Origin of the sequence: Paraburkholderia sp. SIMBA_030, from assembly GCF_046535245.1 — a bacterium.
Classification (GTDB): domain Bacteria; phylum Pseudomonadota; class Gammaproteobacteria; order Burkholderiales; family Burkholderiaceae; genus Paraburkholderia.
The window spans coordinates 236,358-260,995 of the sequence record NZ_JAWRXB010000007.1 but is presented as its reverse complement, the minus strand read 5'-3'; the positions used below and the strand labels follow the sequence as shown (position 1 = coordinate 260,995).

At 58.2% G+C, this 24,638-nt stretch carries 17 protein-coding genes and 1 pseudogene; 5 read left to right on the top strand and 13 right to left on the bottom strand.

What is annotated here, in order from left to right:
- The first annotated feature begins 313 nt into the window (after positions 1-313).
- On the top strand, positions 314-958 hold the full coding sequence (locus SB772_RS14460; RefSeq protein ID WP_410833916.1) for a hypothetical protein: 645 nt from the start codon (positions 314-316) through the stop codon (positions 956-958).
- A 70-nt stretch (positions 959-1,028) separates the two neighbouring features.
- Here the strand turns inward: SB772_RS14460 and SB772_RS14455 are convergent.
- The 9 genes and pseudogenes from SB772_RS14455 to SB772_RS14415 form a co-directional block, all read right to left on the bottom strand.
- Positions 1,029-1,193 (bottom strand): annotated as a pseudogene (locus SB772_RS14455) (glycosyltransferase family 1 protein); the annotation flags it as partial.
- A gap of 37 nt (positions 1,194-1,230) precedes the next feature.
- Positions 1,231-2,685 (bottom strand): glycosyltransferase, encoded by a 1,455-nt coding sequence (locus tag SB772_RS14450; protein WP_410833915.1) that lies wholly within the window; start codon positions 2,683-2,685, stop codon positions 1,231-1,233.
- The gene (locus tag SB772_RS14445; protein WP_410833914.1) at positions 2,658-3,542 is read right to left on the bottom strand and encodes a polysaccharide deacetylase family protein; all 885 of its coding nucleotides are present in this window, start codon (positions 3,540-3,542) and stop codon (positions 2,658-2,660) included. The genes SB772_RS14450 and SB772_RS14445 overlap by 28 nt, the downstream gene beginning before the upstream one ends.
- 102 nt (positions 3,543-3,644) lie before the next feature.
- Positions 3,645-4,910 (bottom strand): NAD(P)-binding domain-containing protein, encoded by a 1,266-nt coding sequence (locus SB772_RS14440; RefSeq protein ID WP_410833913.1) that lies wholly within the window; start codon positions 4,908-4,910, stop codon positions 3,645-3,647.
- A 109-nt stretch (positions 4,911-5,019) separates the two neighbouring features.
- Complete coding sequence (locus SB772_RS14435; RefSeq protein ID WP_410833912.1) at positions 5,020-6,210, bottom strand: carboxylate--amine ligase; 1,191 nt, start codon at positions 6,208-6,210, stop codon at positions 5,020-5,022.
- A 244-nt stretch (positions 6,211-6,454) separates the two neighbouring features.
- Positions 6,455-7,585, bottom strand: coding sequence for a hypothetical protein (locus SB772_RS14430; protein ID WP_410833911.1), 1,131 nt, complete (start codon positions 7,583-7,585; stop codon positions 6,455-6,457).
- Positions 7,586-7,722: 137 nt separating this feature from the next.
- Positions 7,723-10,251, bottom strand: coding sequence for a polysaccharide biosynthesis tyrosine autokinase (locus SB772_RS14425; RefSeq protein ID WP_410833910.1), 2,529 nt, complete (start codon positions 10,249-10,251; stop codon positions 7,723-7,725).
- Positions 10,252-10,538: 287 nt separating this feature from the next.
- On the bottom strand, positions 10,539-11,930 hold the full coding sequence (locus SB772_RS14420; protein WP_410833909.1) for a glycosyl hydrolase: 1,392 nt from the start codon (positions 11,928-11,930) through the stop codon (positions 10,539-10,541).
- Between the two features lie 410 nt (positions 11,931-12,340).
- A complete protein-coding gene (locus SB772_RS14415; protein ID WP_410834016.1) occupies positions 12,341-12,967 on the bottom strand; it encodes a hypothetical protein in 627 nt (208 codons plus the stop codon).
- Here SB772_RS14415 and glf point away from each other — a divergent pair.
- The 3 genes from glf (at position 12,854) to SB772_RS14400 (ending at position 17,292) form a co-directional block, all read left to right on the top strand.
- Entirely contained in the window at positions 12,854-13,924 is a 1,071-nt protein-coding gene (gene glf / locus SB772_RS14410; RefSeq protein ID WP_410834013.1) for a UDP-galactopyranose mutase, read from the top strand. The genes SB772_RS14415 and glf overlap by 114 nt on opposite strands.
- Positions 13,921-14,892, top strand: coding sequence for a glycosyltransferase (locus tag SB772_RS14405; RefSeq protein ID WP_410833908.1), 972 nt, complete (start codon positions 13,921-13,923; stop codon positions 14,890-14,892). Before glf ends, SB772_RS14405 begins: the two co-directional genes overlap by 4 nt.
- Before the next feature lie 618 nt (positions 14,893-15,510).
- Positions 15,511-17,292 carry a PQQ-binding-like beta-propeller repeat protein gene (locus tag SB772_RS14400; protein ID WP_410833907.1) on the top strand — a complete coding sequence of 594 codons (1,782 nt, stop codon included), beginning with the start codon at positions 15,511-15,513 and terminating at the stop codon, positions 17,290-17,292.
- A gap of 229 nt (positions 17,293-17,521) precedes the next feature.
- Here the strand turns inward: SB772_RS14400 and SB772_RS14395 are convergent, their stop codons facing one another.
- The 4 genes from SB772_RS14395 to SB772_RS14380 form a co-directional block, all read right to left on the bottom strand.
- Positions 17,522-18,547 carry a hypothetical protein gene (locus SB772_RS14395; RefSeq protein WP_410833906.1) on the bottom strand — a complete coding sequence of 342 codons (1,026 nt, stop codon included), beginning with the start codon at positions 18,545-18,547 and terminating at the stop codon, positions 17,522-17,524.
- Positions 18,548-18,703: 156 nt separating this feature from the next.
- Positions 18,704-19,939, bottom strand: coding sequence for a flippase (locus SB772_RS14390; protein WP_410833905.1), 1,236 nt, complete (start codon positions 19,937-19,939; stop codon positions 18,704-18,706).
- 81 nt (positions 19,940-20,020) lie between these two features.
- Positions 20,021-21,193 (bottom strand): glycosyltransferase family 4 protein, encoded by a 1,173-nt coding sequence (locus SB772_RS14385; protein WP_410833904.1) that lies wholly within the window; start codon positions 21,191-21,193, stop codon positions 20,021-20,023.
- A gap of 144 nt (positions 21,194-21,337) precedes the next feature.
- On the bottom strand, positions 21,338-22,576 hold the full coding sequence (locus SB772_RS14380; protein WP_410833903.1) for a glycosyltransferase family 4 protein: 1,239 nt from the start codon (positions 22,574-22,576) through the stop codon (positions 21,338-21,340).
- A gap of 326 nt (positions 22,577-22,902) precedes the next feature.
- On the opposite strand from SB772_RS14380, the gene SB772_RS14375 reads away from it, so the two are divergent.
- The gene (locus SB772_RS14375) at positions 22,903-24,636 is read left to right on the top strand and encodes a beta-glucosidase (protein ID WP_410833902.1); all 1,734 of its coding nucleotides are present in this window, start codon (positions 22,903-22,905) and stop codon (positions 24,634-24,636) included.
- The last annotated feature ends 2 nt before the right edge of the window (positions 24,637-24,638 follow it).

Sequence of the window (24,638 nt, the reverse complement as noted above, 5' to 3'; positions counted from 1 at the left end):
GCTTAGCGACATCAAGTCCGATCAGCATGAGTTCCCCCGATGCGCGCACTGCGGTGCAGCGCTAGCCGGACGCTTCGCGCCCTGCCCTGCGTGCCATGCGCGCCCAATCGATTCGCTCGCCGTGCGCCCGGCGCCTGCGTCGTCCACCAAGGTCGCATTGGCCCCGACCCAATCGTTGCCTGTCACGCGGCAACCGCTGCCGAAGCCGTGGCATGCCTCCTCGAGAGCCGTAAGCGATTCGTTCTATCTGACCTGCGAGCCAACCACCACCGCTCCCAGCCATCGAAGATTGCTCCGCTCCGCGGCCCTTGGATTGCTGTCTCTCGTACTGGCATTCGTCGCGTATCTCGGCTTCATCAGACAGCGCAGCGACTCGGACACCAGCGCCCCTGTGGTATCCGGCAGAGTGACGACCCAGAAAATCAAGCCGCCTGCGGCCACTGCCGCCATTGCACAGCGGCCCGCCGCCGTGTCGCCGCCTGTTGCCGCGCCGCCCGTTCCACGTCACGCGGCAGCGACAGTGAGAGCGGCAGCGCCCGACGTGAAGCGCACCGCAAGCAACAATCCGGACAAACCTCGTGTCGACGTTTCGAAGCACCTCCGCGCCGCTCACGCCGACCTGCAACAGAGCAATTTGTCGGCGACCAAAGCAAGGCTCAAAGCAGCCATCGCCGCGCAACCGGACAACCTCGACGCGTTACGCATGCGCTCCGCCCTGAGCGAGCGCGAACAGCAGCGCGACGCGCTGCTCAGCATCGCGCGCGGCTGCAAATACATCGAGCAATGGGCATGTGTGCGGCTCAACGCCGGCACCGCGCTGCTAGTCGACTCGAGTAGTGGAGAAGCGAGGCGCCTCGTCGAGCATGCAATGCGGGAGCCGGAATTCACGAGCGCGCCGCCGGCCGATCCCGCGCCTGCCCCGCCGCACGAGGAAAGCAACCCGGCAACCCACCATTGAGCCGTCATCGATCGATACGCGGACAGGGAGGACCGCGACCGGCCGCACAAACTCAAACAAACCACCAAGACTACTGAGCCGGCACGGCAGGACACACTTGATGCGCAATCGCCCGGTAGCGGGCAGCGGTATCCCGGAGCGTCAGACCGGCGAGCGAGCGTTGCGCCCGCGCCTGTCCTAATGCGAGAACAATGGCGTCCGCGTAGCGCTTTGCATCGTCGGTCTCGACAAGCTGCGATGCGCCTCGGCAAGCCCTTGCGAGCGAAGGCCAACTAGGGCATACGCCTGGACGCCATCGCTGCGGAACTATCTGATGATTGGGTGTTCTGTACGGCGAACTCGTGGTGCGGGGCAAGCACCGGTACTTGGCCAACATCCATGATCCTGGCAAGGTCCATGATCTCGGCAAGGCGTTCCGCATAGTACTCGGGCAAGTATTCGCTGACCTCGTACCTTCTTTCAGGGTTCGAAAGATGGGTGGCCAGTTCTGCAAGCGCCAGCTTCAAACTATCCGGACCTGTGCTGAATTTGATCTTATTGCCGACCGCATCCGCTGTCGTGGCCATGCTGCCGCCATCGCGAACGAGCGCAGGCAAGCCGAGCATCGCAGCCTCGATGACGATGAGCGGCGCGTTTTCCGCACACACCGACGGCACGATGACCGCATCGGCGAAACGCTGAATTTCCGCGAACAACCGCTCCTGCGGCAAGCTGCCGAAAAAAATCACCTTGCCTCGCTCGATGAGTGACGCGAAGCGTTGCTCGATGACTGCGCGCTCTGGACCCTCGCCATACACACCGATCGACTCGATATGCCTGAAGTCCGCCGCTTGCGCGAGCTCGATGAATTGCCGAAGACCTTTTTCCTGCGCGAGTCTCCCAGCGAATGCGAGGTTGAAGCGCTCTTTGCCACGGATAGGCGACGGAATCAGCGCAGCGGGCACGGAGGACGGATTATGCAGGATCACCGTATTGGCAATACCGCATCGGTTCAGTGCCTCCTGCATGTACGCACTGGGGCAAAGTATCTGATCGAATACGCGCGACGGTTGGCATGCCGCTCGCACGACATGCCAGTATGTCTTCGTCATGAGGTCGTGCATCAAGCCTTTCGGCGACGAACGAAGCTTGAGCGCTGCGCGGGTACTCAACGCTTCTAGCGGGAGAATCTCGGGCCGCCCCTTTTTGAAGTATTGCAGCGCGGGGTTGTAATAGACGAGATGGTAGTCGTGGCACGTATGGTACGTGCGGTATCCGAGACTGCGCTTATGACGCGCGATAACACCCAGTACCGAAGGCGAGAGCGCGTTATGGTAGTTGTGTACCAGCACGCGATGCGGCTTGAACCTGAGAATGGTGTTCTCGAGCGCGCGAGCCGCGGCAGGATTCCATATTCGGGACTTCATAGAAGTTTGCATGACGAAACGACTGTCGTCGAAGCATTCGACATCGACCCCGGATAAAGTACTCAGGAGCCGGGCGGATTGTTCATAGACAATCTCCGCGCCGCCCTTGTGCAGGAAATCGTTGATCAGCAAGACCCTGCAGCGCTGCATGTCCCCCGCTCCTTTTTTGTTGCACAATGCGATCAAGCAAAACGCGGGAGGTAAGAACTGGAAATATTCCCCTCGGCAGATACTAGCGCGTCTTTTTCGACGGTTATGTTTGCCACTGCACGGAGCAAGAGTGCGGTGCAATCTCAGAACTGAGGAAACTGTCCCTTCCATCCGCCACCTTTCTTCAGATAATGAAGAAACAGCGGAATGCCCGTTAATTGCGCCGCGAATCGCCGCGTCGACGCATCATCGTCAATGATGATCGTGCGCAGTCGAAACGGATCGCTGCGATGATCGCTCCAGCCGACATCGCATGTGCGCGCACTCTTGTATCCCGCCGCCGCCACGAAGCAGACTTCCCGATCGCCATAGTTTCCGTTCGGGTAGGCAAAGTGTTCGCAGGCATCGCGCAGCAGTGTTTCAATTTCATGCTTGCTGGTGCCAATTTCGTCTGCACATTCGCTATCGCTGCAGCGCGTCAGCACGGGATGAAATCGCGTATGCGCCTGAAAGTCCACGTGCGCACGCATAGCTTCTATCTGATCGGTGCTCAGGCCGGTCGCCCTATCGTCCGCGTCCTGATGGTAGCCATGTGCCGCGAGCTCGGCAAGGCGTTCCGTATTCGTCATTCGCTTCAGCCGTTCATGGCCTGCCTCCAGTGACCCTGGATGTAGCCACCAATGACTACGCGAACGGCCGACGATGCTGCTGCAAAGGAAGATCGTCGGCCGCACCTGGTGCTTAATGAAGACGGGCAATAATTTTGCGTTGCCCACATGTCCGTCGTCGAAAGTAATGGCCGCGCGCGGACGCCCTCGGCTGGGCACGGTGACGTCTGTCAGCGGCACCAGTTCACATATGTTCCGAAGGTAAGTGAGATGCCGGTCGAGAGTCGCCGGATCAGGGTCGTGATAGAGCAGGATGGCTACCCGGTCGCGCCATAACCATGCGCGCGTTGCTCGGGCAATGCCCGTCCGCACGACAAGTGCTGCAAGGACTTCCTTAATTAAGGCCCTACCCCGATTCATCTCGCTTCTCCGCTTTTGCGCGTTTCTAAGATGGTGTGCTGCGATAGCCGCGTCTCGGCTCGTGTTGAATTAGAAGAACAATTAAAGATCAGGCTGACATCCTCAAAGGATGCTGCTGTCGCTCGTTCGCTCAAGTATGCGGCCTTCGGCAGAAGACCACGCGTCAGCCGTAGCGCCCGCTTGCAACGAACCGGCGATATGTCGAGCCACACAGGGCGCAGCATGTCTCGCCCCGTAGACAAAACGCATCACCGGCCCGAAGCTGTGCGCGGAGGCCGGACCGATCACATAGAGGCCACGGACCTTCGTTTCAAAGTTGGATGTAAGTTCGGGTAGTCCGCCGTCGGCCGAAATCGTGTCCAGGATTTCTTTCGATAGAAACTTGTGCTGCCTTATATCAGTTGTGAAGCCCGTCGCGGCGATGACGTGGTCAGCAGCGACGGATGATTCCCTGCCCTCCCTTATCACACGCAGCACCACCCGATCGTTCTCGACGGCGGCCGAGCAGACTTCAGTTTCAAACGAGATCTTCACCTTGCCGACGACGCGATCGCGCAACCACCAGGCGCCGGACGCGCCGAACGACTTCTCCATGATCTGTTTGCGGCGCCTGTGATCGAGCATGTGAAACAGCTGCGGATAGTCCGACAGCAAGACTGAGCGCCAGCCCCGTCCCAAACCAGCATCGGGACGCGCCAGCCTCGACAGAATGCCGCGCGAAGTTTGCGGTCTCGGATGCCATATCACGTCCGCTTCTCGCATGATCAGATGAACACTCGATCCTTGTTCATGCAGCAGCGCCGCGAGGCCCAGTGCGGACTGTCCACCGCCGACAATCACGATGTCTTTGCCTCGCGCCCATGCGAGGTCACCGTATAGCGCCGAATGAGAGGCATAGCGTTCGGGCAGGCCTTGCAGTACGGCGGGCGTTTGCGCGAAGTCTTTGAGTCCCAATGCGATTACCACTTTGCGTGCGTTGAGTGAGCGGCCGTCGCTCAGCGCCAATTGAAAATGTCCGCCGATGTATCGCACTTTGGCGACATCGACCGCCTGGATATCTCCGACGAGTTTCGACTGAAACCAGAGCGCGTAATCCACGAACGTCTCGAGCGGCAGTTCCATGCCCATCGGCTGATAGCGCATACCCTTCTCACGGTAATAATCCTCGAGCGTAAATCCGCGCTGCGGCGCATGGAGGTTCGAAGCGAACGCCTCGGAACGTAGAAGCATGCCGGGGGGCATGTAGTTGATCCACGCGTCCATTGGCTGTCCAAGAATCTGATGCGGCACGCTCGCGGCTCTCAGGTGCGCGGACAAAGAGAATCCATATGGCCCTGCGCCAATGATTGCGGTGTCGGTCAAAGACATTGAACATCTCCATCCTGAAATGGCATTCACAACTGACAGGCGCCCATGCCAGGGCGCGCGTTGCGACACGCACCTCGCGGTCAAACGCTAGCCCACACCAATCTCTTCGCTAACCTCTTAACTGCAGTGACTTGAATGCCCCGGTCACCTTCCTCCCACGCTTGATGCGCCGCAGCGGACTGACCAGGCAATAAAACTGCAACGCTGGAATGGGATCGCTCCAGCGAAAATATCCGTCGACAATTTTCGTACGCTCACGCAGCAGATGAGGTGGCGCGCGGTCGACTAACGTCGCCCGCCACGCGACCGGTACCCGGCACGTTCCCTCAGGCATGGCCGGCAATCCGAGTTCATGCCGGTAAGCGGCAAGCGGAATATTTACCCCGCACAGCGTGGCGATTTCTTCCTGCCAGTCCGTACGGCCAACCGTCGGCTCGACCATTACGAACTGCCGGTTATTGTCGTCCCACTTGTACTCGATGCTACCCATGCCCTCGAAGCCGGCACGCTCGGCGAACGCCAGCGTCAACGGCTCGAGCACTTCGCTCGCTTCAGGCGCTGCAACGCATACTGCGGTATTGCCGATGCTGGGCGGAGAACTGAGAATCTTACGCCCGGTAAAGACGCTGATCGCGCTCCCACCGTTCCCCCGATAAAACAGCGTGAAAAAAATATTGCTGTCGGCACCCTCGATCCACTCCTGCGCCACGATGCCGCCTGGCGTATCGAGCATAGCGCTAGCCTGCGCGCGCGCAGCGCTGAGAGAGCCGACGCGAACTGCGCGTTCTTTCTCGCCCCGCAATACATTGCGTTTATCGTCCGGCTTCAGCACGCACGGATAGCGTAATTCCGATAGATACTCAATGTCGGACAATTTCTCGATAATCACGGACCGTGGAACCGGAAAGTGGTGCTTCAGCGCGAAGTCATGAAAGCTCGCCTTGCTGGATAACATCTTGACGGTCGCATCCACCGGAAGCCGAAAACGAAACAAGCTGGAAAGCGCTTCGCGATACTCCGATACCGCGTGCACCGCTTCTTCTTCGGTCAATATAAGAATTGGCGGCTGTTTAAAGCTCTTGCCGAGTTCGATCATTTCATCGACGAAAGCTTTCCCGATCAGGCTTTTGATGAAATGAGCGCGCACGTACCGGGACCACATTCCGGCGCGGACGATTTTTGTATCGACCGCGATGACTGGAACATTTCCACGCGCGAGCGATCTCGCCACGCCGAGTCCATTGAGCGAGGCACCCACGACGACCGCCGCGATCTGATCAGAACCATATCGGTTCGCCATACTGTCGATTTCCTGATCGTCGGACGCACGTATGCCCGCGAAAACAGCGCCGGAAGTCGCGTGGCGGACAGTCTCGTCCGTATCGCAACTCGAGGTTTTGCTGCTCGACAACTCAATGTGGCATGCGGCGTTACGCATAGTGCACGGACGCACCATTGCTGGAAATTGGGAGGCTAATCCGGAAGGAAAAGCCGCGGTGCTGCCGACCTCGATCGGCAGCTGAGTTCGCGCTCACAAAGTAAAGCTAAGTCTTGCCGAAACGTGGCAGTGGCTCGTATTGCCGTGAAAGTTGTACGCGGTTCGCACTATACGCCACGAACCGGGGCCAATAGCAAATCAGATACGCAAGCGGAATAAAAGATGTGACGGACGTCGCGCTCACGGTCGCGCTGACGAGCAGAAAAATCAGCATGACGAAGCCGTCGCTTGCGGTAAACGCAATCACACCGAAAACAATCAACGCACTGAAGAGCCCCATTTCAGCGACCGTGGCCGGCAGCCCGGCGAACGGCACGCCAGAGTCTTCCATGTTCCCCTGGATCAAACGGATGTAGGGAAGATACTTGTAGTGCAAGATGATGTCCTTGGCGGTAATACCGCTGACAATATCCTCCAGCCGCGCATCGAACATGAACGCATAGCCGGCCAATCGGTGCCCGAATGTTTCAGAATCAAAGAAATCGTTGGATGCCAGATACACCGAAATAGCCGCCGTCACCACAGTATAGGCAATCAGGATCGTCAGCGGATGGACCGACCGCAGTTTGTCGCGCACGGGATAGAGCGCGGCGAAGAGAAAAAGCGACATCGACGACTTCGAGAAACTGATGAAGAGGCCGATGAGGTAAATAGCAATGACTTTCTTATTGGGTGAATCGCTGAGCAGATAAAGGAGAAACGACGCTACGAGCAACGAGGAGAAGAATCCCGCCTCGCGCGAGAATCCCGACACGCGAGCGAAGTAAAAAACCTCAAAGAAATTCGTATAGGTGCTGGTCGCGTAGTCCCCCCAGACCAGTTCCGCGAGATTCGTCGGTCCGAGCTGCATCGCGAGATCATGGTCCAAGTAGTACATCACAAACTGCACAATAGCAAACAGAACGTTGACGATCATCCATGGATGAAGGTAGCTGATGCGGCGCTCCATCGTGTACATCAGGTAGCCAATGCAAATGGCGATCGACAGGACCCGCACCGCGGCGGACGGTGATGTCAACGCGCTTGCCGACACCGCGATGAGCAATGGGCCGGCCCAACGACGAGCCGTACTGGAAAGGAACCGAATGAATTCCGGATCGAAAAACGGGACTACCAGATAAATGTATAAAGTGACCCCGCTTACCTGCGGATTCAGAATCACGCAGGTAAAAAACATGTAGAACAGCGCTGATATTAGTCTGCAGTACATTGTTTACCCAATGCAAGGATGCCCGAGAGGCAAGGTGCTTCCGCTTGCTTCGTCCAGTCATGCGGAACGTCCGCATTCCGTCGCTCCAGAACCGGGCGTGACGATCACAAGGCGCCGTACTGTTGCGAGTTGCCCTCCGCAGCATAGGCAGCCGCGTAGCCATAGCTGCGCTTTTCGCTGCGACGTCGTGGCATTGCATTGAAGATCATGCCGACCAGACGCGCGCCCGCGCGATCGAGACGTTGCGCCGTTTCCTCCAGTTCCCGTTCGCTCTGAGCGTTGGGACGCACCACGAGCACCGTCGATCCCGCGACGGAGGCGATCAGGTTCGCGTCGCTGACCGCCAGCACCGGTGGCGTATCGATGATGATCAAGTCATACAGCGTGCCAAGACGGTCGAGTAGTCGCTGCATGCGAGGTGTCGACAGCAACTGCGACGGGTTGCGCGGGAACCGACCGGCAGCGATGAACGAGAGACCATACACATCGGTGTTGCGAATCACGTGATCGACGTTGATCTGGCCAGCCAGCACTTCAGCGAGACCGCCTGCGCCGGTCTGCTTCAGAATGGCCGCCAATTGGCCTCGGCGCATGTCACCATCGATCAGCAATACCCGCTTTCCGGCCTGCGCATTGATGACCGCCAGATTCGACGATACAAAGCTTTTTCCAGTGCCGGGCGTGGCGCCCGTCACGACCAGCACATTATTGTCGGCATCCTGAATCTGCCGCTGCAAGGTCGCGTAGATGTCTCGCAGCGTTTCGAGCGGTATGTCATCGTACCCGTCTGTCGCGAGCAGGAAACGGCCGGCTCCGATCTCTGTGTCTGGCATAGGAGCGCCGTTGTGAGTCAGTCTGGCGGGCGCTCCAAGTATGCTTCTGGGCAAGTTCTGTCGTGCACTGTCGAAAAGGCTTCGCTTTGCCGAAGGAAAGGGAAAGTTCGAATCCAGTGCACGGTCCCGTCGAGCCTGCTCCTCACTGAACAGTACTTGACCGAAGACAGGCAGGTTCAGATGGATTTCGGTCGCCTTCGAATTCTCCAGCCCTGACGCCCAAAAGCGCCGAATAAACACATACTGCACCGCAAGCAACAGACTGCCCACGGCTCCCACGCCGATAACGAGGAGACGCTTGGGTTTCACCGGGTCCACGGGCAATAGCGCAGTGTCGATGATGTGCACATTCCCGAGCGTGCCGGCCTGTGTCACTGCCAGCTCGTTCGACTTGTTCACCATCGCAACGTAGATGTCCTCCGCAACCTTCACGTTCCGCTTCAGGTCGGCAGACTGGCGCTCGGAGGCGGGCAACTGATCGAAGCGAGCTTCGAACGCGCCCTTTGCGTTCTCAAGAAGTTGAAGCTGGGTGTCGACGGCCTGCACGTCACGCGAGTTCGGCGTGAAGTGAGTTTCCAGCCCTGCTTTTTGCACCTTGAGCATTGCGATCTGACGGTCGAATTCAATACTGCCCTGCAAGTAGGACGAGGCTTCGGTACCTGCCTGCATTGAACTCGATGCAGTCCTGTACTTGCTCAGTTCGGCCTCTGCGTTCTGCAGGTTCGCGTGAAGCTGCGGCAGCTCGCCGACGATGAACTCGCGCGTCTTGAGAGCCTCGGCGCGGTGCTGTGCGATATGGGCAGCGATATAACCTTGAGCGATGCCGTTGGCAATCGCCTGAGCCAGTTCCGGATCGGGGTTTTCATACACGATCTGTACGACGCCTGTCTCCTTGCCCGACTCGCTGACCTTCAACCGATGTAAGAGGCGTTCGATTGCCTTGACGTCGCTAAAGCGAACGACCGTGAATTGGGTTCCGGGACGCGCAACGAGTTGCTCCATTGTCAGCGTCACGCCATTGGCCGTGACCGGCATGCCGGGCGTGCCCTCGAGGAGCGTGCGCCGGCTCGGATCGGAGAGCCGGTAGCGGTTGCCTTCGAGGACGGTCAACGTCAGCGGTCGGTCTTCGAGCGTGGCAGGAACGGACAAAGACCCAATCGACACCTCTTCACCGCCCCACGCAAAGGACCGCAAGCCGAAAGGCGCGTGCATGGGCATACCGGGGGCGGCGAATTGCCGGGTAATTGCGCCGATAACCGGGATATGGTGCGGCGTGATCGACATGTCCTGCTTGAATTTCTTGATCACCGGTGCAAGCACGCTCCGGCTCTGGATGATCTGGATCTCCGCCTCGGTGGGCAGCGTGGATGGCACGGCCTGCTGCAGCGCCTTTGATGCTTCACCGAGTGCGTTGGGCTCAGGGAAATCCACCTTGACCAACGCATCTGCAGAATAGATTGGAGTTGTCGTAAAAGCGTATAGCGCAGCCGTTCCCGTCACCAGCAGCACGATGCAGATAACGAGCCCCAGGTTATCTACTATCAAGCGCCCCAGTTCGCTAGCGGAGAACGCGTCCAGGTTGTTCCGCTGCACAACCGGAGCATTACCGGAAAAACTCGTATTCATACGACGGACTCCTTGTTTGTTGGGACCGGACCGAACCGCTGGCTCGCGAGCTTCTCTGTTTGAAGACGCCTCACCTGGCAGGGCGCATGAACTGGATTCAGGCGACTGCCACGCTCGCATAAATCGAGCACTCTGTTGCGGCGCCGAAGTTCCGCTGGCCCCTTCGTCTTCCACACGCCCCCGGGCGGTATGGGCCAAGAACTGCCACGCGAATGACCGTGCTGAGTTTCCGCCAAGCCGGATCGACCGCGCGGTTATGGCCTGATGATTCGCGGACGCACCTCAGCGCGGTGAGATCTCGGTGCATAGATTGTGGCGTCACAGCAACAGCGTCTGTGCCATACCGCACACGACTCAAAAATCACGGCGCCCAGATGATCCGTCAAAAAAACAGCCCACCGCTCGAAGAAGCGCGTGGGCTGCAGGGTCGAAGGCTTGGATCGCTACGGCGGTGAATTCGCTTAGACCGGATTCGCGGCAACGAACTGCTTGAAGGTGGAGTAGGCCTGATTCTTCGTCACGCCATCGTTTTGCACAAGGCCGTAAGCCGGATCGATCAGGCAGTACATCATGATCGACTGGATATTGTATGTATCCTTGATCGACCGATACTCCTTCAGTGCAGCGGCCACATAGCTGGCCGCTTGCGCCTGCGAATCCCGGCTGCCCGACCAGCCCCATTCCGTCAACCAGATTGGCACGTTGAAGGAGTCTTTCAGAACTTGCAGGACGTTGAGGCACGCGTTATTGCGCCATCCACACATGATGTCGCCTGAGCTCTCGTACCAGTGATACGTCGTGAAGTCCCAACGAATCTGCTGCGCACTAGTAACACCGTTCACAGAGCCGTCGGGCGTGATGCCAGACCAGAGCATCTGCAGCGCGCGATAGGCGAGCGGCACACCAACATTGACGCCGCACTGAATCGAAGAGTCGATCGCCTTGACGCCGTCGATCATGCCGCGGATCACGCCGCGGAAGGCCGGCCAGACAGACGGGCTGTAGTTGTTCGTGTTGCTGCCGTCACCGCCGATGATCAGACCCGTCGCGTCGAGTTCATTACCGCACTCGATATACTTGACGAGGCCCTTGAGCGGCGTCGTGACCGCCACCGCCAGGTTGTAGCCCAACGTGTAGGCGTCCGACTCCGCACCGTTTTTATTCCATCCTGCCGAGATCGGGTTGAGGACCGGCGTGATGGCGACGCCGCTGCCAGCAAAGGCGCCGGTCAGTGCGCTGGCGATTGTCTTCGCCATGCCGCCGTCAGCTGCGTCAACGCGATAGTTTGTAACCCCGAGGTCCTTGAGCAAGGCCAACTGCGCAGCAGCCGACATGGTGTGGTAGATGCCAGCAGGATATGCAAGATGGCCGTTCATGCCATAGAACAGCGAGCCAGTCGTTGCTCGGGTCACGTTAACCGTGACAGACGAGGTGGACTTGGTGCCACCCGGCTGTCCCGCCGCGACGCTAAATGCGATCACGTTGAACTGATGGGATCCCGTGGAAAGCCGGGTCGTATCAACCGAAAGCGAGAATGCGCCGTTGCTAGGCGTGGCGTCGCCGCTGATCTTCGAGCCGGTTGCGTTGTCATATACGGCAACGTTGACCCAATTGCTGCCCGCGGTACCCCTCACCGTGATAGTGCCGGAAATGGTTGCGTTGGCTGTGGGCGACGTCACGCTAAAAGCGCTGGAACTGACGCTTGCCACGGCAGTTCCGGTGGCGGAAAGAGCGATCGACCCGGCGCCCGCGAGCAGACCGGCGAGGAACTTCCTGCGAGGGACAGGAGAGGCGGGGGTTAAAGAAGGGACAGAAAGTAGTTGCTGGTTTTTTGGTCGGGTAGGTAGGGTCATGAGTACAACTTACGCGTCGTTGTTGGGAGGACCGCAGTATATTCGTCATCTTTTTCCGTCTGTTGTAACTGGATGTAAAAATCCGGTAATAAGGCGATTCATTCTCCATACGTATTACGGAAGAAAATATTCTCATTTCCAATCCGCAAAAAGAGAACGAGTGTGTGCCCGCGCACATACAAATGTTGCGTAGGCGACGACCAAAAAAATAATCGGCCATATTAATTACCGCTTCACAAATCCTGGATTTTGTGTGCGCCATCGGAAGCGGCACCATTCCTTGCGCTCACGGCGCTGGGCATTTCCCTAAAAGATCGACCTTCACCGGCCATTTATTCACACAAATATGCGTAATCCCTTATTCGTCTTAATAATGAATAACAGGCGACTATTAAATTAGGACCGGAATCTTATTTAATGACCGAGGTCGAGTTCGGTTTCATCAGACGAATCATCAAAAAATTAAAAACATTTTTCAAAATCGGGTGATTACGCCGGTCGCGGTCTCGGGACTGCATAACCGACCGGTAATTCTTTCTCCATACAAAATGAGCATCCGCAAACCTCGCACGTGGGCAGGGATCCAATTTCTCGCCGTGCGCGACGGGAACTGCGCTGTGTGCGAAATCGTACCGAAGGCGAAATTGCAAGGGGGCACCCTTCCTCTCGGCAACATGATCTTTATGGCCGCAGGAAAGAATTACCGGATTTCCGGGCACCGTCCAGTTCATGCCTGCCTTGAACGAGGACGCGTTTTTCGAAGGAGACAGGTGCCGGCCAAGCGCTTGTCTATGCCGCAGTGGTGCCGCCCGGCGCCCAGGAAGATCTCCACGGCCATCCATGTGTGGTGCTGACGACATGAATGGCAACCACCGTTGCGTTTTTCTAGAGGACTTCGAGAGATGAAATATGACGTCTTGATCGTGGGAGCCGGCTTTGCGGGCGCAGTGTGTGCCGAGCGCCTTGCCTCCGCTGGCAAGCGAGTGCTCGTCATCGACAAACGAAATCACATCGGCGGAAACGCGTTCGATTGCCATGACGAGAACGGCGTGCTGATCCATCCCTACGGACCGCATATTTTTCATACTTCAGGCAAGCGAATCTTCGAGTACCTGTCGAATTTCACCGACTGGCGGCTTTACGAGCATCGAGTACTCGCTCACCTGGACGGAGAGTTCTACCCCATCCCTATCAACCGGACGACGATCAACAAGCTATACGACCTCGATTTGAACGAGGAAGGCGTGAAGGCGTACCTCGAATCCGTGCGCGAGCCCCGGGACAACATTGCGACGAGCGAAGACGTCGTGCTAAGCAGTGTGGGTAGTGACCTTTGCGATAAGTTCTTTCGCGGCTATACGCGGAAGCAGTGGGGACTCGACCTCTCCGATCTATCGGCGGGAGTCGCCGCGCGCATACCCACCCGTTCCAATGACGACGATCGTTACTTTACCGATACGTTCCAGTTCATGCCCGCCCGAGGCTACACGGCGATGTTCGAGAAGATGCTCGAACATCCGAATATCGAAGTGCGCTTGTCAGAGGACTTTCGCGTCCTGAGGTCGGTCGTGGAACGCGAGCACACTGTCTATACGGGCCCGATCGACGCATTTTTCGATTATCGCTTCGGCAAACTCCCCTACCGCAGCCTGTCGTTCCAGCATGAACATCTGAACGACGTCGACCGCTTCCAGCAAACCGGGACGATCAACTACCCTAACGACCAGGAGTACACGCGGATAACGGAATTCAAGCACCTAACCGGGCAGCAACACAGCGGCACGTCGATCGTGCGAGAGTATCCGCGAGCCGAAGGCGAGCCGTACTATCCCATTCCCCGCCCGGAAAACGAGGCGCTTTTCAAGCGCTACGACGAACTCGCAAAGGCCACGCCCGATGTGACGTTCGTCGGGAGGCTCGCGCAGTATCGTTACTACAACATGGACCAGGTTGTCGGCGCGGCACTGAAAGCCGCCGAGGAGCTGATCGAATGAACTCAGTAAGCGTTGCCGCAATCGTTGTTTCGTATAACCGGCGAGCCTTGCTGCAAGAATGTGTCGAAGCGCTGCTTGCTCAAACCCGGTCCGTCGATGCGATTTACGTGGTCGACAACGGCAGCAACGATGGGTCGCGCGACTATCTGGCAACCGTTGAGGCGAATCATGACAGGGTTTTCGTCGTTCTGTCGGAGAGCAACACCGGCGGGGCCGGAGGGTTCGCGACGGGCATCACGACGGCATTTTCCGAGGGCTACGACTGGTACTGGCTTATGGACGATGACGCTGAGCCGATGCTCGATGCTCTCGAAAAGCTGATGGCCTCGGAGGACGCCGCACGCACGGACGTGGTTGCAATGTGTGGCTCGGTATATGGTAGCGACCGGCGTTTGCAGTACTGGCATCAGGGAACGTTCGACAATCGGATGCGACTGATCGCACCGATGCCGGAGTACCACGCGGCCGCTTCCTTCAAGACCGACTATATGTCGTTCGTCGGCGCGTGCATTCGGCACGATGCAATTCAACGCGTGGGCTTTCCCGCACACGAGTACTTCGTCTGGAACGACGACGTCGAGTACACCGCGCGTCTGAGCCGCATCGGTGAGTTACGGTGCGTAACCGCCTCCCACATGATGCACAAGGACGGGGAGAACCGCGATCTGGTGCAGCGCCCGCACTCGTTGCGCGAGTGGATTGAGACAAGGCGCATGCCCGCTGCCACGCAGTGGAAGTACGCATGCGGACTGCGCAACTATGTCGATATGGTGTTTCGGCATCGCGGCCCCTCGCCACTTTGGGCTGCCTCTGTTTTTGCCAGAAGACTTGCTCGCATTCTCGTTTTTGGTGACCGCCGTTTTAGCGTCATCATCCTCTATATCCGATACTTTGAACAGGCGGTTGGTCGAAGGCAGTTCGACACAGTCAGGCCGACTGACTGGAAAAGGTCTCTCGGCGATTCCTGAGCCCGAACGGGCCCGCAGCAAGCGGCCTCCCCTGATAGCGCAGGGCTGATCGCATGAAGAAAACTACACGAATATCCCGCGTAAGTACTGGAATAGAAAACCTTTTGAGCCAAGCCAACGACCCGACCACAATAACGATAACGATAACGGTTAGTTCTACCGGCTAAAAGGAAGCGTTGCATGGCTACGCGAATACTGACGCAATTCCCGATTTCAACGTATTGGCAGCGTAAAGCATCCAAGGCACGCATTGCCATCCCTTTCGCTCGTTGCCGGAGCGGGACGTTGATCGTCCCATTTATGCAGTAGCGCTTGTCGGTCGCACGCACGTTGCGCCCCCCAGATGCGGCCGGCCTACCCTCGCATACGAGCGCATTAGGGTTGAAGCGTAATCTTTACCGCACGGAGCGCACCGTGAAGGGTCCTCATTCATAAGGAGAACTGTCGTATCGACAAAGCTTAGTCAAAAAGCGCCTTTGCTTGCACGTCAGTTCCGATCACCTTCTAGGATTGATCTCACAGTTGCAACGGGCCTCACCGTCGGCATATCTCAGCTAGAGGTCGCTGGTGCGCGGGCTTCTCAACAATGCAATAACTTGACGTTCAGGAGGTGGATTTATGAATTGCGCACGCAACAGAATCAACGCTGCTCGACTAGCTGCCGCTTTGATGCTCACTTGCATGGCCGGCTCCGGTGCACAAGCGCAAAGCTCGAACGCAGCACCAGCCGCGGCGCTCGCGCCGGGTCTCGCGGTAGCCGCAGGGGCGTCGGCAAACGCACCGTTCCCCCATGGCCCGCATCCGTTTGGCACCGGACCGAGCGTTGCGCCTGCCAGCGCGCTCGACGGATCGGAGGTAGACAAACAGAACGGCGGAGACAAGATCAATCCGAACCGATTTCGCGACGATAGCGGGCCGGCTGCTGATACGCCGTTTCAGGCTCCCGAGCCAGCGACTCTCGCTACGTTGGCGCGGACACCGGGAGCCGCCACCGCCGCGACCTTTACAACGACCGACTGGCCCACGTCTGGCATGAACAGGCAGCGGACCGGATATAACCCCGTCGAGACGGTGCTGAACGCGACCAACGTGAGCACGTTGAGACAACACTGGGCGTCGCCTGTTCTTGACGGCGCCATCCTGACACAGCCGGTTCTGGCTACCGGCGTGATGATCAATAACGTGCCGACCGATATCGTCTATGTTGCGACGGAGGGAAACACCACGTGGGCGCTGAATGCCGCGACCGGGGCCAAAATTTGGCAGAGCGCCGCCATCCCGCAAGCAGTTTTGTCGCAGGGCTGCAGCGGCCTGTTCCAAGGCAAGATTGGTGTGCAGGGGACGCCTGTCATCGACCATGCCAACAACCGCCTGTTCGTCGTGAGCGGGAAAGGTTACCTGCATGCGTATGATATGGCGACCGGCGCAGATCTCCCAGGCTTCAACCTGGCTCTCCTCGACGCGGCAAACGTTTCTCCGAGAACGATGGTGTACGGCGGCTTGACGCTCAGTCCCGACGGTTCCTCAATATACGTTACGACGGCGGGTGACCCCTGCGATACGCAGCCGTACCACGGACAGGTTGTCCGCGCTTCGACCACCAACCCTGCCGCCATTCTGCAACGCTGGTTCCCTACCGGTGCAAGCGGACCGAACGGCGGCGGCATATGGGGCTTCGGGGGCGTATCGATTCCGCCTGACGGTACAGTCGTCTATGCACTGACGGGCAACGCATTCGCCACTCCCGAAAACGCAGGGTTCGCCGAACACGTCGTGAAACTCACCCCGACCTTGGCGGTGGCCGCGTCGAACTCGCCGCTTAGCCCCGCGCCCAATGCGGACATCGACTTCGGAGCTACAGCAATGCTCTTCCAGCGTCCCAACTGCCCGACGATGCTCGCCGCCTACAACAAGTCGGGCCGTTTGTTTATTTATAACCGGGCCACCATTCAGCAGGCGGGTCCCATTCAAACGTTCACGATTGCAGTGAGTTCGGAAGACGGCAGCAACATAGGCATGCCTGCGTTCGACCCGGTGCTCAATCAGCTTTACGTCGTGTCCCCGTCCGATTCGGGGACCTATAAACACGGGCTCATTGCGCTGTCCATCGGTGGCACCTGTTCCGTCAACCCTACACCTGTGTGGCAAACACAAGTCGGCTTGAACACCCCCAACTTCAACCCGGCTATTCCGCCAGTCGCCGCAAACGGCGTGGTGTACTATGCCGACGGGATGGGCAACGACGTGTATGCATTTAACGCGACAAACGGAGCCATACTTTTCCACGCCCACTACACGCCAGTTAAAACCGGCGAGGGTAACTTTGCATCGCCGTCGGTCGTGAACGGGCAGGTCTTCGTCGCGGGCAGCGACCACGTGGTTCATGCCTATGGCCTTTAACTAATCAAGCTCCCCGGGGCAAGCCGTGCACGCTAACTCACGCACGCCCCGGGCGCCCTGGGTTATCCGCCCATCCATCGTTCCCCTGCGCGCAGGAAGCAAAACTCAATGACGCGCTCCGAGTTGCGCCGCAACGAGCGGCTCATGTATCCGATCGGCGAATATTCTCCCGCGATCACTAAAGACCGATCTACTCAGCCCACCCATTTCAAAAAAGACTTTCGGCCAATTATCTCAATTCGCCTGGCACGCCGCGGGCGCTGCGCGCCGGCCAAAGCAAAGCCAGGCGCCGCCGCACGGCACCTTTTATCCGTTTCGGCGTAAGCTTCCGAAGCCACTCCCGCCTAGGCGTGGCTGGTGCATTCAATCGATCCTCAAGCCAACGCAATCGCGCCTCGTTTTCCCGCTCGCGATCAGCGTAGAGCGTTAGAGGAAACGGGTGCGCAAGCCGCGAGCCATAGAGCGCAAGAGCCGTGTCCACGATGTCACGGTTCTCCTCGCGCTGCGTGAAATACGCAAGATGGACAAACGGTACCCGGCGCACGCACACGATACGGAGATCGTTGCGTTCGCAATGCATGTGCATCATATGTTCGTCATCGCGGCCCCCGTCGTCGATCGCATCCCAGAGCGACTTGCGAAACAGGATGCAGCCGATCGAGTAGCGGGATTGCGATGGCACATCGCACTGCTCAAGCGTTCGCGTCGCAGCGATGAAAGCGTCGGGTTGAAGGGTGGTGCGCTCGTGCAGCCAGCGCGCGATGTGCGGATAGCCCCAGATGGTGCCGTTCGTACCGGTCTCGATCTGCTCCGCCGGAATGATCCGCAGTGGAAAGCGCCCGCTGCTGCCCGACCCGACGAAATGCGGATGGGCCTGCGTGGCAAAGTACTCTTGCTCCAGGTTCATCGCCTTCATCAGCTGAGGAAAACCCCATGCGTTGTTATTGATGAGCGGCGTGACGTACGCGAGCTTCCGGCCATTTCCCCGCTCAGCGCCCTGGTAGGCCTCGAACATCTGGTCGAGCCATTGCGGCGCAATCGGAAACGCATCGTCGTCGACCTTACAAACCAGGTCGATGTCTTCAAACTCCGGCTTCGCCAGTAGCTTCCTGATCGACCGATAAGGGTCTCCAGGGACGATGTCGTCGACAACGTTGACGACGCCGGGAAACAGTCTTTCATATCGCCGGGCCACACCTAGCGTTCGCTCGGCATCGTAGCCGCCGCGGCAATTCTGCAGCACGTAGAACGGCACGCCCGGCGGCCGGTAAGCCATTTGGCTCGCAAGCGCCAACTCGAGGGCCGCATAGTCGCGACACGCAAGTATCACTACAGCTATTCCCCGTGTGTCGACGTTCGAATGCGATGTGCTCATGCGTCAGCTCCTTTTTAACAAACTCTGCATGCAACATTAATCAGTCGATGCTCTTGCGAGGAAGATCGGAACCCTTTTCTGCATCAGATAAAGCGCCATGCAACCGGTAACAAGCGCCTCTGTTGCAAGTATGGACATCGCCGCGCCCTGCGCTCCAAAGCGAAGCGAAAGAGGCACCAACAGCGCGACGTTAAATACACCGGATCCAAGCAGGATCTCGCTGAATCTCTTCTTCATGCCGAGCGGCAGCATCATCTGGAGGCCAAGAATATTGTTCAGAGCCACCAGCCAAGGCACAAACGCCAACCACCGCAAAACGTCGACCACCGGTCCATATTGCGGCCCCATGCCAATGCGAACGATCCATGGAGCAAGCACCCAGAGCATCACGGACGCGACGAACATGATGGCGCTCATCGCGTAAAGCGCTTTGCGCACCAGTGCATAGGCCTTTACGATGTCCTCTGCAAACAGTGCGTTCATGCGCGGGTACAGTGCATTGCTGAGCGGCGATATCAAGGATTGCGTCATGTTGCGAATCTTGTCGGCGGCGCCGAAGTAACCGAGCGTCACGTTGCCCGTTAGAAATCCGAGCAATACGCTGTTGGTTGTCGTATAAAGACTGACTGCAGCGGTTGCCATGAACACGTGCCACCCTTCCCGAAAGGCTTCGACAACGTCGCTTACGCCCGGAAGCCTGAACGAGATCAACTTCATGCGCGCGATCATCGTCAATGAGAAGAGTCCGGCGACAACGGTGCTCATCGACGTGATGAGCGCCGCTCTCCATGTGTCCGCCGGCGAGTGAACCAGAAGGTAGGTAGCGGGTATCACAAGCAGACGTGCACTCAATGTCGCCACGGTGACAAATGACATCCGCTCCAGACCCTGAAAGAGCCACTGCGGAAATAGCACCGTGCCGACCACAAACGGAAAGGTCGCAAACATGATGGGCCGAAGCTCGATAAATTTCGGCACCAGCAAAACGCCCAGCACCAGCAGCGCAAGGCCGACGCACGCTATAAGGGATTTGGCTGCCTGCGTCTTCCAGAAGATACTCGAGACCGCGTCGCGGTCGTTTTGCACCTTCGCAATCTCACCCGTAGCTGACCAGTTGAAGCCGTAATCCGCCAGCAGAACCAGATAGGCAATCACGGCCTGGGCAAAAACATAGGCGCCAAAGTGGTCGGGGCCTAGCACGCGGAACAGATACGGTAGCGTCGCGAGCGGCAGCACCATATTCGCCACTTGCAGGACCGACAGTGCCAGCATGTTCCGCAATATTCGATGCGCCATAGTGCGTCAGCCCGTGGGTTTTAACCGTTTCTCTACAAGGAGGGGATGGCGTGCGAGCTAAGTCAATCGCATGATGTTTGCCAGGCGCTCGGCATAACACTGAGGCAAAAACTCGCTCACGTCGTAACGTCTCTCAGGTGTTGCAAGGTGCACGGCGAGCTCATCGAGCGCTGCCCTCAGGCTCTGAGGATCGTCGCGATACGTTATCTTGCTACCTATGGTGTTGCCAAAGTCCAATCGATGAGCGCCCTCCCGCATCAACGTGGGCAACCCCAGCATCGCAGCCTCGACAATGACGAGCGGGGCCACTTCCACCCCGACCGACGGCAAGACGATTGCGTCGGCGAAACGCCGTAGTTCGGTAAAGAGCCGGTCCTGCGGCAAGCTACCAAAGAAGACAAGCTTTCCAGACTCGACCAGCGGTGCATACCGTTGCTCGATCGCCTCGCGATCAGCGCCATCGCCGAAAACGCCGATGCGCTCGATGTGGGCAAAATCGATCGAAATCGCGAGCGCGATAAATTCCGCGAGTCCCTTCTCGCGGGCGACGCGCCCGACAAATGCAATGCTGAAGCGCTCACGATCGCGCACGCTTACGGGCTTGTTCGCTATCGAGACCACGGACGGGTTGTAAAGGACTACCGTGTTATCGATCCCTTTCCGATGCAACGCCTCCCGCATAAAGTCGCTCGGACAGATGATCCGATCGAAGATACGCTCCGGCTTGTATAACGCACGCACCGCATGCCAGTATGCCTTTGAGAAAAAATCATGGACCATACCTTTCGCGCTTGTACGCAAGGTCAATACATGGCCGGTCCGCAATCCATCGAGAGTCAGGTGCTCGATATGGCCGTTCACAATGTAGTGCAGGGTGGGGTTGTAATAGACAAGATGAAAATCGTGACATGTCATATACGTAGCGTAACCCATTTCCCGCTTGTATCGAGCGATCACGCCGAGGACCGATGCAGACAAGGCATTGTGATAATTGTGAACAAGAATCCTATGCGGACGATAGCTGACAAGCGTCTTCTTGAGCGCGCGTGCCGCTGCCACGTTCCACGACTTGGACAGCAACGACGAATTCTCCTCAAGACGGCTGGCATGAAAGCATTTCACTTCCACCCCGGACATGGCGCGTAGAAGGTCAGCGGACTGCTGATAGACCACTTCAGCACCGCCCTTTTGCACGAAATCGTTGATCACCAGGACTCTGTATTGCTGCATGCCTTTCTCTTGTTTCCAAGCTCCACAAGCGCCGCGCGCTCCACTAGGCAAGAGTACTTGGTGGCATACGAAACGCTATGTTCGGAACCGCACGGAGGCTCGGGTCGCTGCTCGGGACCGTGGCCGCCAGGCAAGCATGGCGCGTCAAAACCTCGAAACGACCGGAGGTACGCGACCCGAGCGAGTCGCCCCAGCCGGCCCGAGTTGTCGCTCCAGCACATCCAGCAACTGGCGCGCTGAGCGTTCCCATCGGAAGTGACGTGCATGTTCCCTGCCGCGTGCCCGGCAGGCCTCCCGCAGAGATGCGTCGCCCATCAGTTGCTCAACCTTGTCGGCAATGTCTTCGACGGAGTGCGCGTTGCAATAGACCGCGGCATCTCCGCATATCTCGGGGAGCGACGCTTCACGCGAGGCAACCACTGGACAGCCGCACAACATCGCCTCGAGCGGTGGCAGACCAAAGCCCTCATATAGCGAGGGAAATACGAAACAGGCTGCGTTTTCATACAGCGCTCGCAGCTCGCCGTCCGATACGAAGCCCGCGGCAATGATATTTTCTGAAAGGTCGTAGCCCGCCTTCGCTTTCGGATTGAATATCCGCAAGTCGCAACCGCCCGCGACCACGAACTTCCAGTCGTGACGCTCGCTCAGTTGCTCGATAGCGCGGAGGACGCGGGCAAGATTCTTTCCTACTGAAAGATTGCCGACCGCAAGTACATAGCCGTCATGCCGCAAATTCAGTCGCGATAGGATCGACTTGTCCACTGCGATTTTTTCGAAATGGTCCACGCCATTCCACACAACCGATACACGCGACTCGTCGATACCGAGGCGCGCCATGATTCTCTTCTTTGAAAACTCCGACACCGTCACGATATGGCTCGCGCTGTGCTTCAGGATCGAAAACGCGAAGCGATACCAGAGCCTGAACTTCCAGGAATAGTTTTCCGGCAAATCGTAGACGGCCACATCATGCACCATCACTACCTGACGGCGCGCCAACAGTGGTCCCATGTTGCAAAGGCTAAGCAGGGTCCGCCCGCCGGTCGCGAACGGCAACGCGAATTGCTCCCACAACGATCCCTTCAACAGATGCCCAACCCGCTTTGCTTTTGGTAACTCGACGTCGGTGCGTGCGTCGACGGGAAGCAGCAATGGGAGATCCGTATCCTCGGGAAACAGTCGCTGGAATGCCATCGCCAGTTCGTAACCAACTCGTTGCACGCCTGTGATCCGCTGAGACGCGAATTTTCCGTTGATGGCAAAACCCGCAAAGGGAACCTGCCGTCGCGCGCTACGCACCGCGCCCGCGTCGGCTGACGTTGCGTTCCGAACGGAAACATCTTTGCTGTACGCGTCGGATCGTTCCGTGAACTCGTCCATCAGATACCTCTCCAGATGATCCTGAGACAGCGACGCGGCATAGGCTCCATCAGTTCCGTCCGACCTGCAACGCCTTTCACTATCGGTCGCACCATTAACATGCGTGCCAGACGGCACTGGCGTCGAAGACCGCAGCCAGCCCAAGGTTGTATTAGGCGTTCTCGCGGGAAAGTCGATCAGTACGGTTTCACACACAAGGCCTGGCGGGAAAGCAACGCGCACGCGCGCTCGCGACGGCCCCCGAAAGTTCGATTCCGCACTGATGTGCAATGCGGCGCGCCCTATTGTGGTTCGGCTTGCTGTCAACGGAGAGCGGAGTCCCGCGTGTGTTTCAGCAGATGTATCTTTGCTCGTCGAACCCGCGGCGCTATTTCCATCAGCGATTCAACGAGGACGACTGCATGCCGACGATCCCTCTCAGCCGAAGCCTACTGAAATCACGCATATTCCGGCGCGCCATACTGTGTACGCTACTGCTTCTCACCTTCTCAAGCGCCTCGTACGCACAGTTTCGGATGCGCATGGTGAATCCGCCGGGCTCGCTGATCATGCACGTGAGCGCAAAGAAGATTCTTCACTTCTACGTTTCGCTGCCCGACGATCTGCATGAGGGAAAGCTGACGGTCAACGTCTTCCCATATGACAGCGACGGCAAGCCGACGCGGGCTCCGCTTGCCACGTATCGGAAAACCATCAGCAGCGCCCAGTCGGGCAGTGTCATCGACGTGGGATTCACTTTATCGCGTGCTGGCTTGTTTCGCGTCGATGCAACCTTGGCGTCTCAGGACGGTGAAACGCTCGATCAGACGTCGAGCACATTGGCCGTAGTAACAAGACGCGACGACGTCGGGCCTTCCGACGCCGGCGTCGTCACTCACTTCGCTCAGGGTGGCGCAGCACCCTCGGTGCTGTTGCCTCTCGTCAAGCAGGCAGGGTTCTCGTGGATCCGCGACGAGCTCTATTGGGAGGCGATCGAAAAAAGGCCTGGCGTGTTCGACTTCCCTAGGCGCTTCAATACCTATCTTGCCGCTAGTGCGCGTCTCGGGATTTCGCCTTTAGTCGTTCTCGATTACGGCAACGCGACCGCCTATCCGGCCATGTTTTCGAAGTCGAACTTTCCGCAGTCTCCTGAGGCCAGGAAGCGATTCGTCGACTACGTGCGTGCGGTGGTCGGCCGCTATCGCGCGACGGTCAAGAATTGGGAGCTGTGGAATGAGCCGGACTTCGGAAAGATTAGCTACGCCTCCTACTCTGCCCTATTGAAGGACACGTTCCGCGCAATCAAGCAGATCAGCCCCGACGCAAACGTCATTTCGTGCGGCGGTGGCGGCTCGGGCGGCGGCCCCGGAGGCGATTGCCTCGTTGGAGTGATGAACCAGGGCGGCCTCAACGACCAGGACGGATTTAGCGTGCATCCGTATATGTCGCCCAATACGCCGGAAAAGGGATATAAGGCTACGGGCGCCCCGATCGATTCTGTGAGCATTCCGACGGTGTGGCCCTACCTGGGACGGCTTGCAGCGGATCATGTGAAAGCGGATGGACGTACTCTTCAGATTTGGGTGACGGAAACGGGCTGGCCGTTGACGCGTAAAGTGCCCGGACAAGATGAGGCGGGCCAAGCGTCCAATCTGGTGCGCACCTATTTGCTATCGCGACGCTATGGCGAGGTTCGCGTGGTGTTCTGGTATGACTTCGTCGACGACGGCACCGACATCGACAACATCGAGCATAATTTCGGCTTGCTGCATCACGATCTGACGCCTAAGCCGGCGTTCGTGGCCGCATCCGTATTGAACACTACTGTAGGCAAGCGCGGCTGGGGGAAGGCTTTAGTCGACGCGGAGAACGTCAAGGCGTATCGGTATGGAACCGATGATCCGGTGATCGTAGGCTGGACCGTCGACGGCAAGGAGAACACAGCATCCATCAGCGTGCCGCCGGGGAAATATATTCAGCGCGATTGGCAAGGTGTGGATACGCCGCTCACGATTTCTGCCCAAAGCTTCGACTGGCGAGTGGGCCCGCTGCCTCGCTACCTCATCCCTGACCGACGGTAGAT

Excerpts from the sequence above, each read along its gene's own strand:
- SB772_RS14420 (WP_410833909.1), bottom strand. The coding sequence starts at position 11,930 with ATGACCCTACCTACCCGACCAAAAAACCAGCAACTACTTTCTGTCCCT.
- SB772_RS14445 (WP_410833914.1), bottom strand. The coding sequence starts at position 3,542 with ATGAATCGGGGTAGGGCCTTAATTAAGGAAGTCCTTGCAGCACTTGTC.
- SB772_RS14380 (WP_410833903.1), bottom strand. The coding sequence starts at position 22,576 with ATGGACGAGTTCACGGAACGATCCGACGCGTACAGCAAAGATGTTTCC.
- SB772_RS14440 (WP_410833913.1), bottom strand. The coding sequence starts at position 4,910 with ATGTCTTTGACCGACACCGCAATCATTGGCGCAGGGCCATATGGATTC.
- SB772_RS14415 (WP_410834016.1), bottom strand. The coding sequence starts at position 12,967 with ATGGCAATCGAACGCGTTTCCGCCGATGTGATTTCGTTTGTCGATGAC.
- SB772_RS14385 (WP_410833904.1), bottom strand. The coding sequence starts at position 21,193 with ATGCAGCAATACAGAGTCCTGGTGATCAACGATTTCGTGCAAAAGGGC.
- SB772_RS14435 (WP_410833912.1), bottom strand. The coding sequence starts at position 6,210 with ATGGCGAACCGATATGGTTCTGATCAGATCGCGGCGGTCGTCGTGGGT.
- SB772_RS14450 (WP_410833915.1), bottom strand. The coding sequence starts at position 2,685 with ATGGAAGGGACAGTTTCCTCAGTTCTGAGATTGCACCGCACTCTTGCT.
- SB772_RS14390 (WP_410833905.1), bottom strand. The coding sequence starts at position 19,939 with ATGCTGGCACTGTCGGTCCTGCAAGTGGCGAATATGGTGCTGCCGCTC.
- SB772_RS14405 (WP_410833908.1), top strand. The coding sequence starts at position 13,921 with ATGAACTCAGTAAGCGTTGCCGCAATCGTTGTTTCGTATAACCGGCGA.
- SB772_RS14430 (WP_410833911.1), bottom strand. The coding sequence starts at position 7,585 with ATGTTTTTTACCTGCGTGATTCTGAATCCGCAGGTAAGCGGGGTCACT.
- SB772_RS14400 (WP_410833907.1), top strand. The coding sequence starts at position 15,511 with ATGAATTGCGCACGCAACAGAATCAACGCTGCTCGACTAGCTGCCGCT.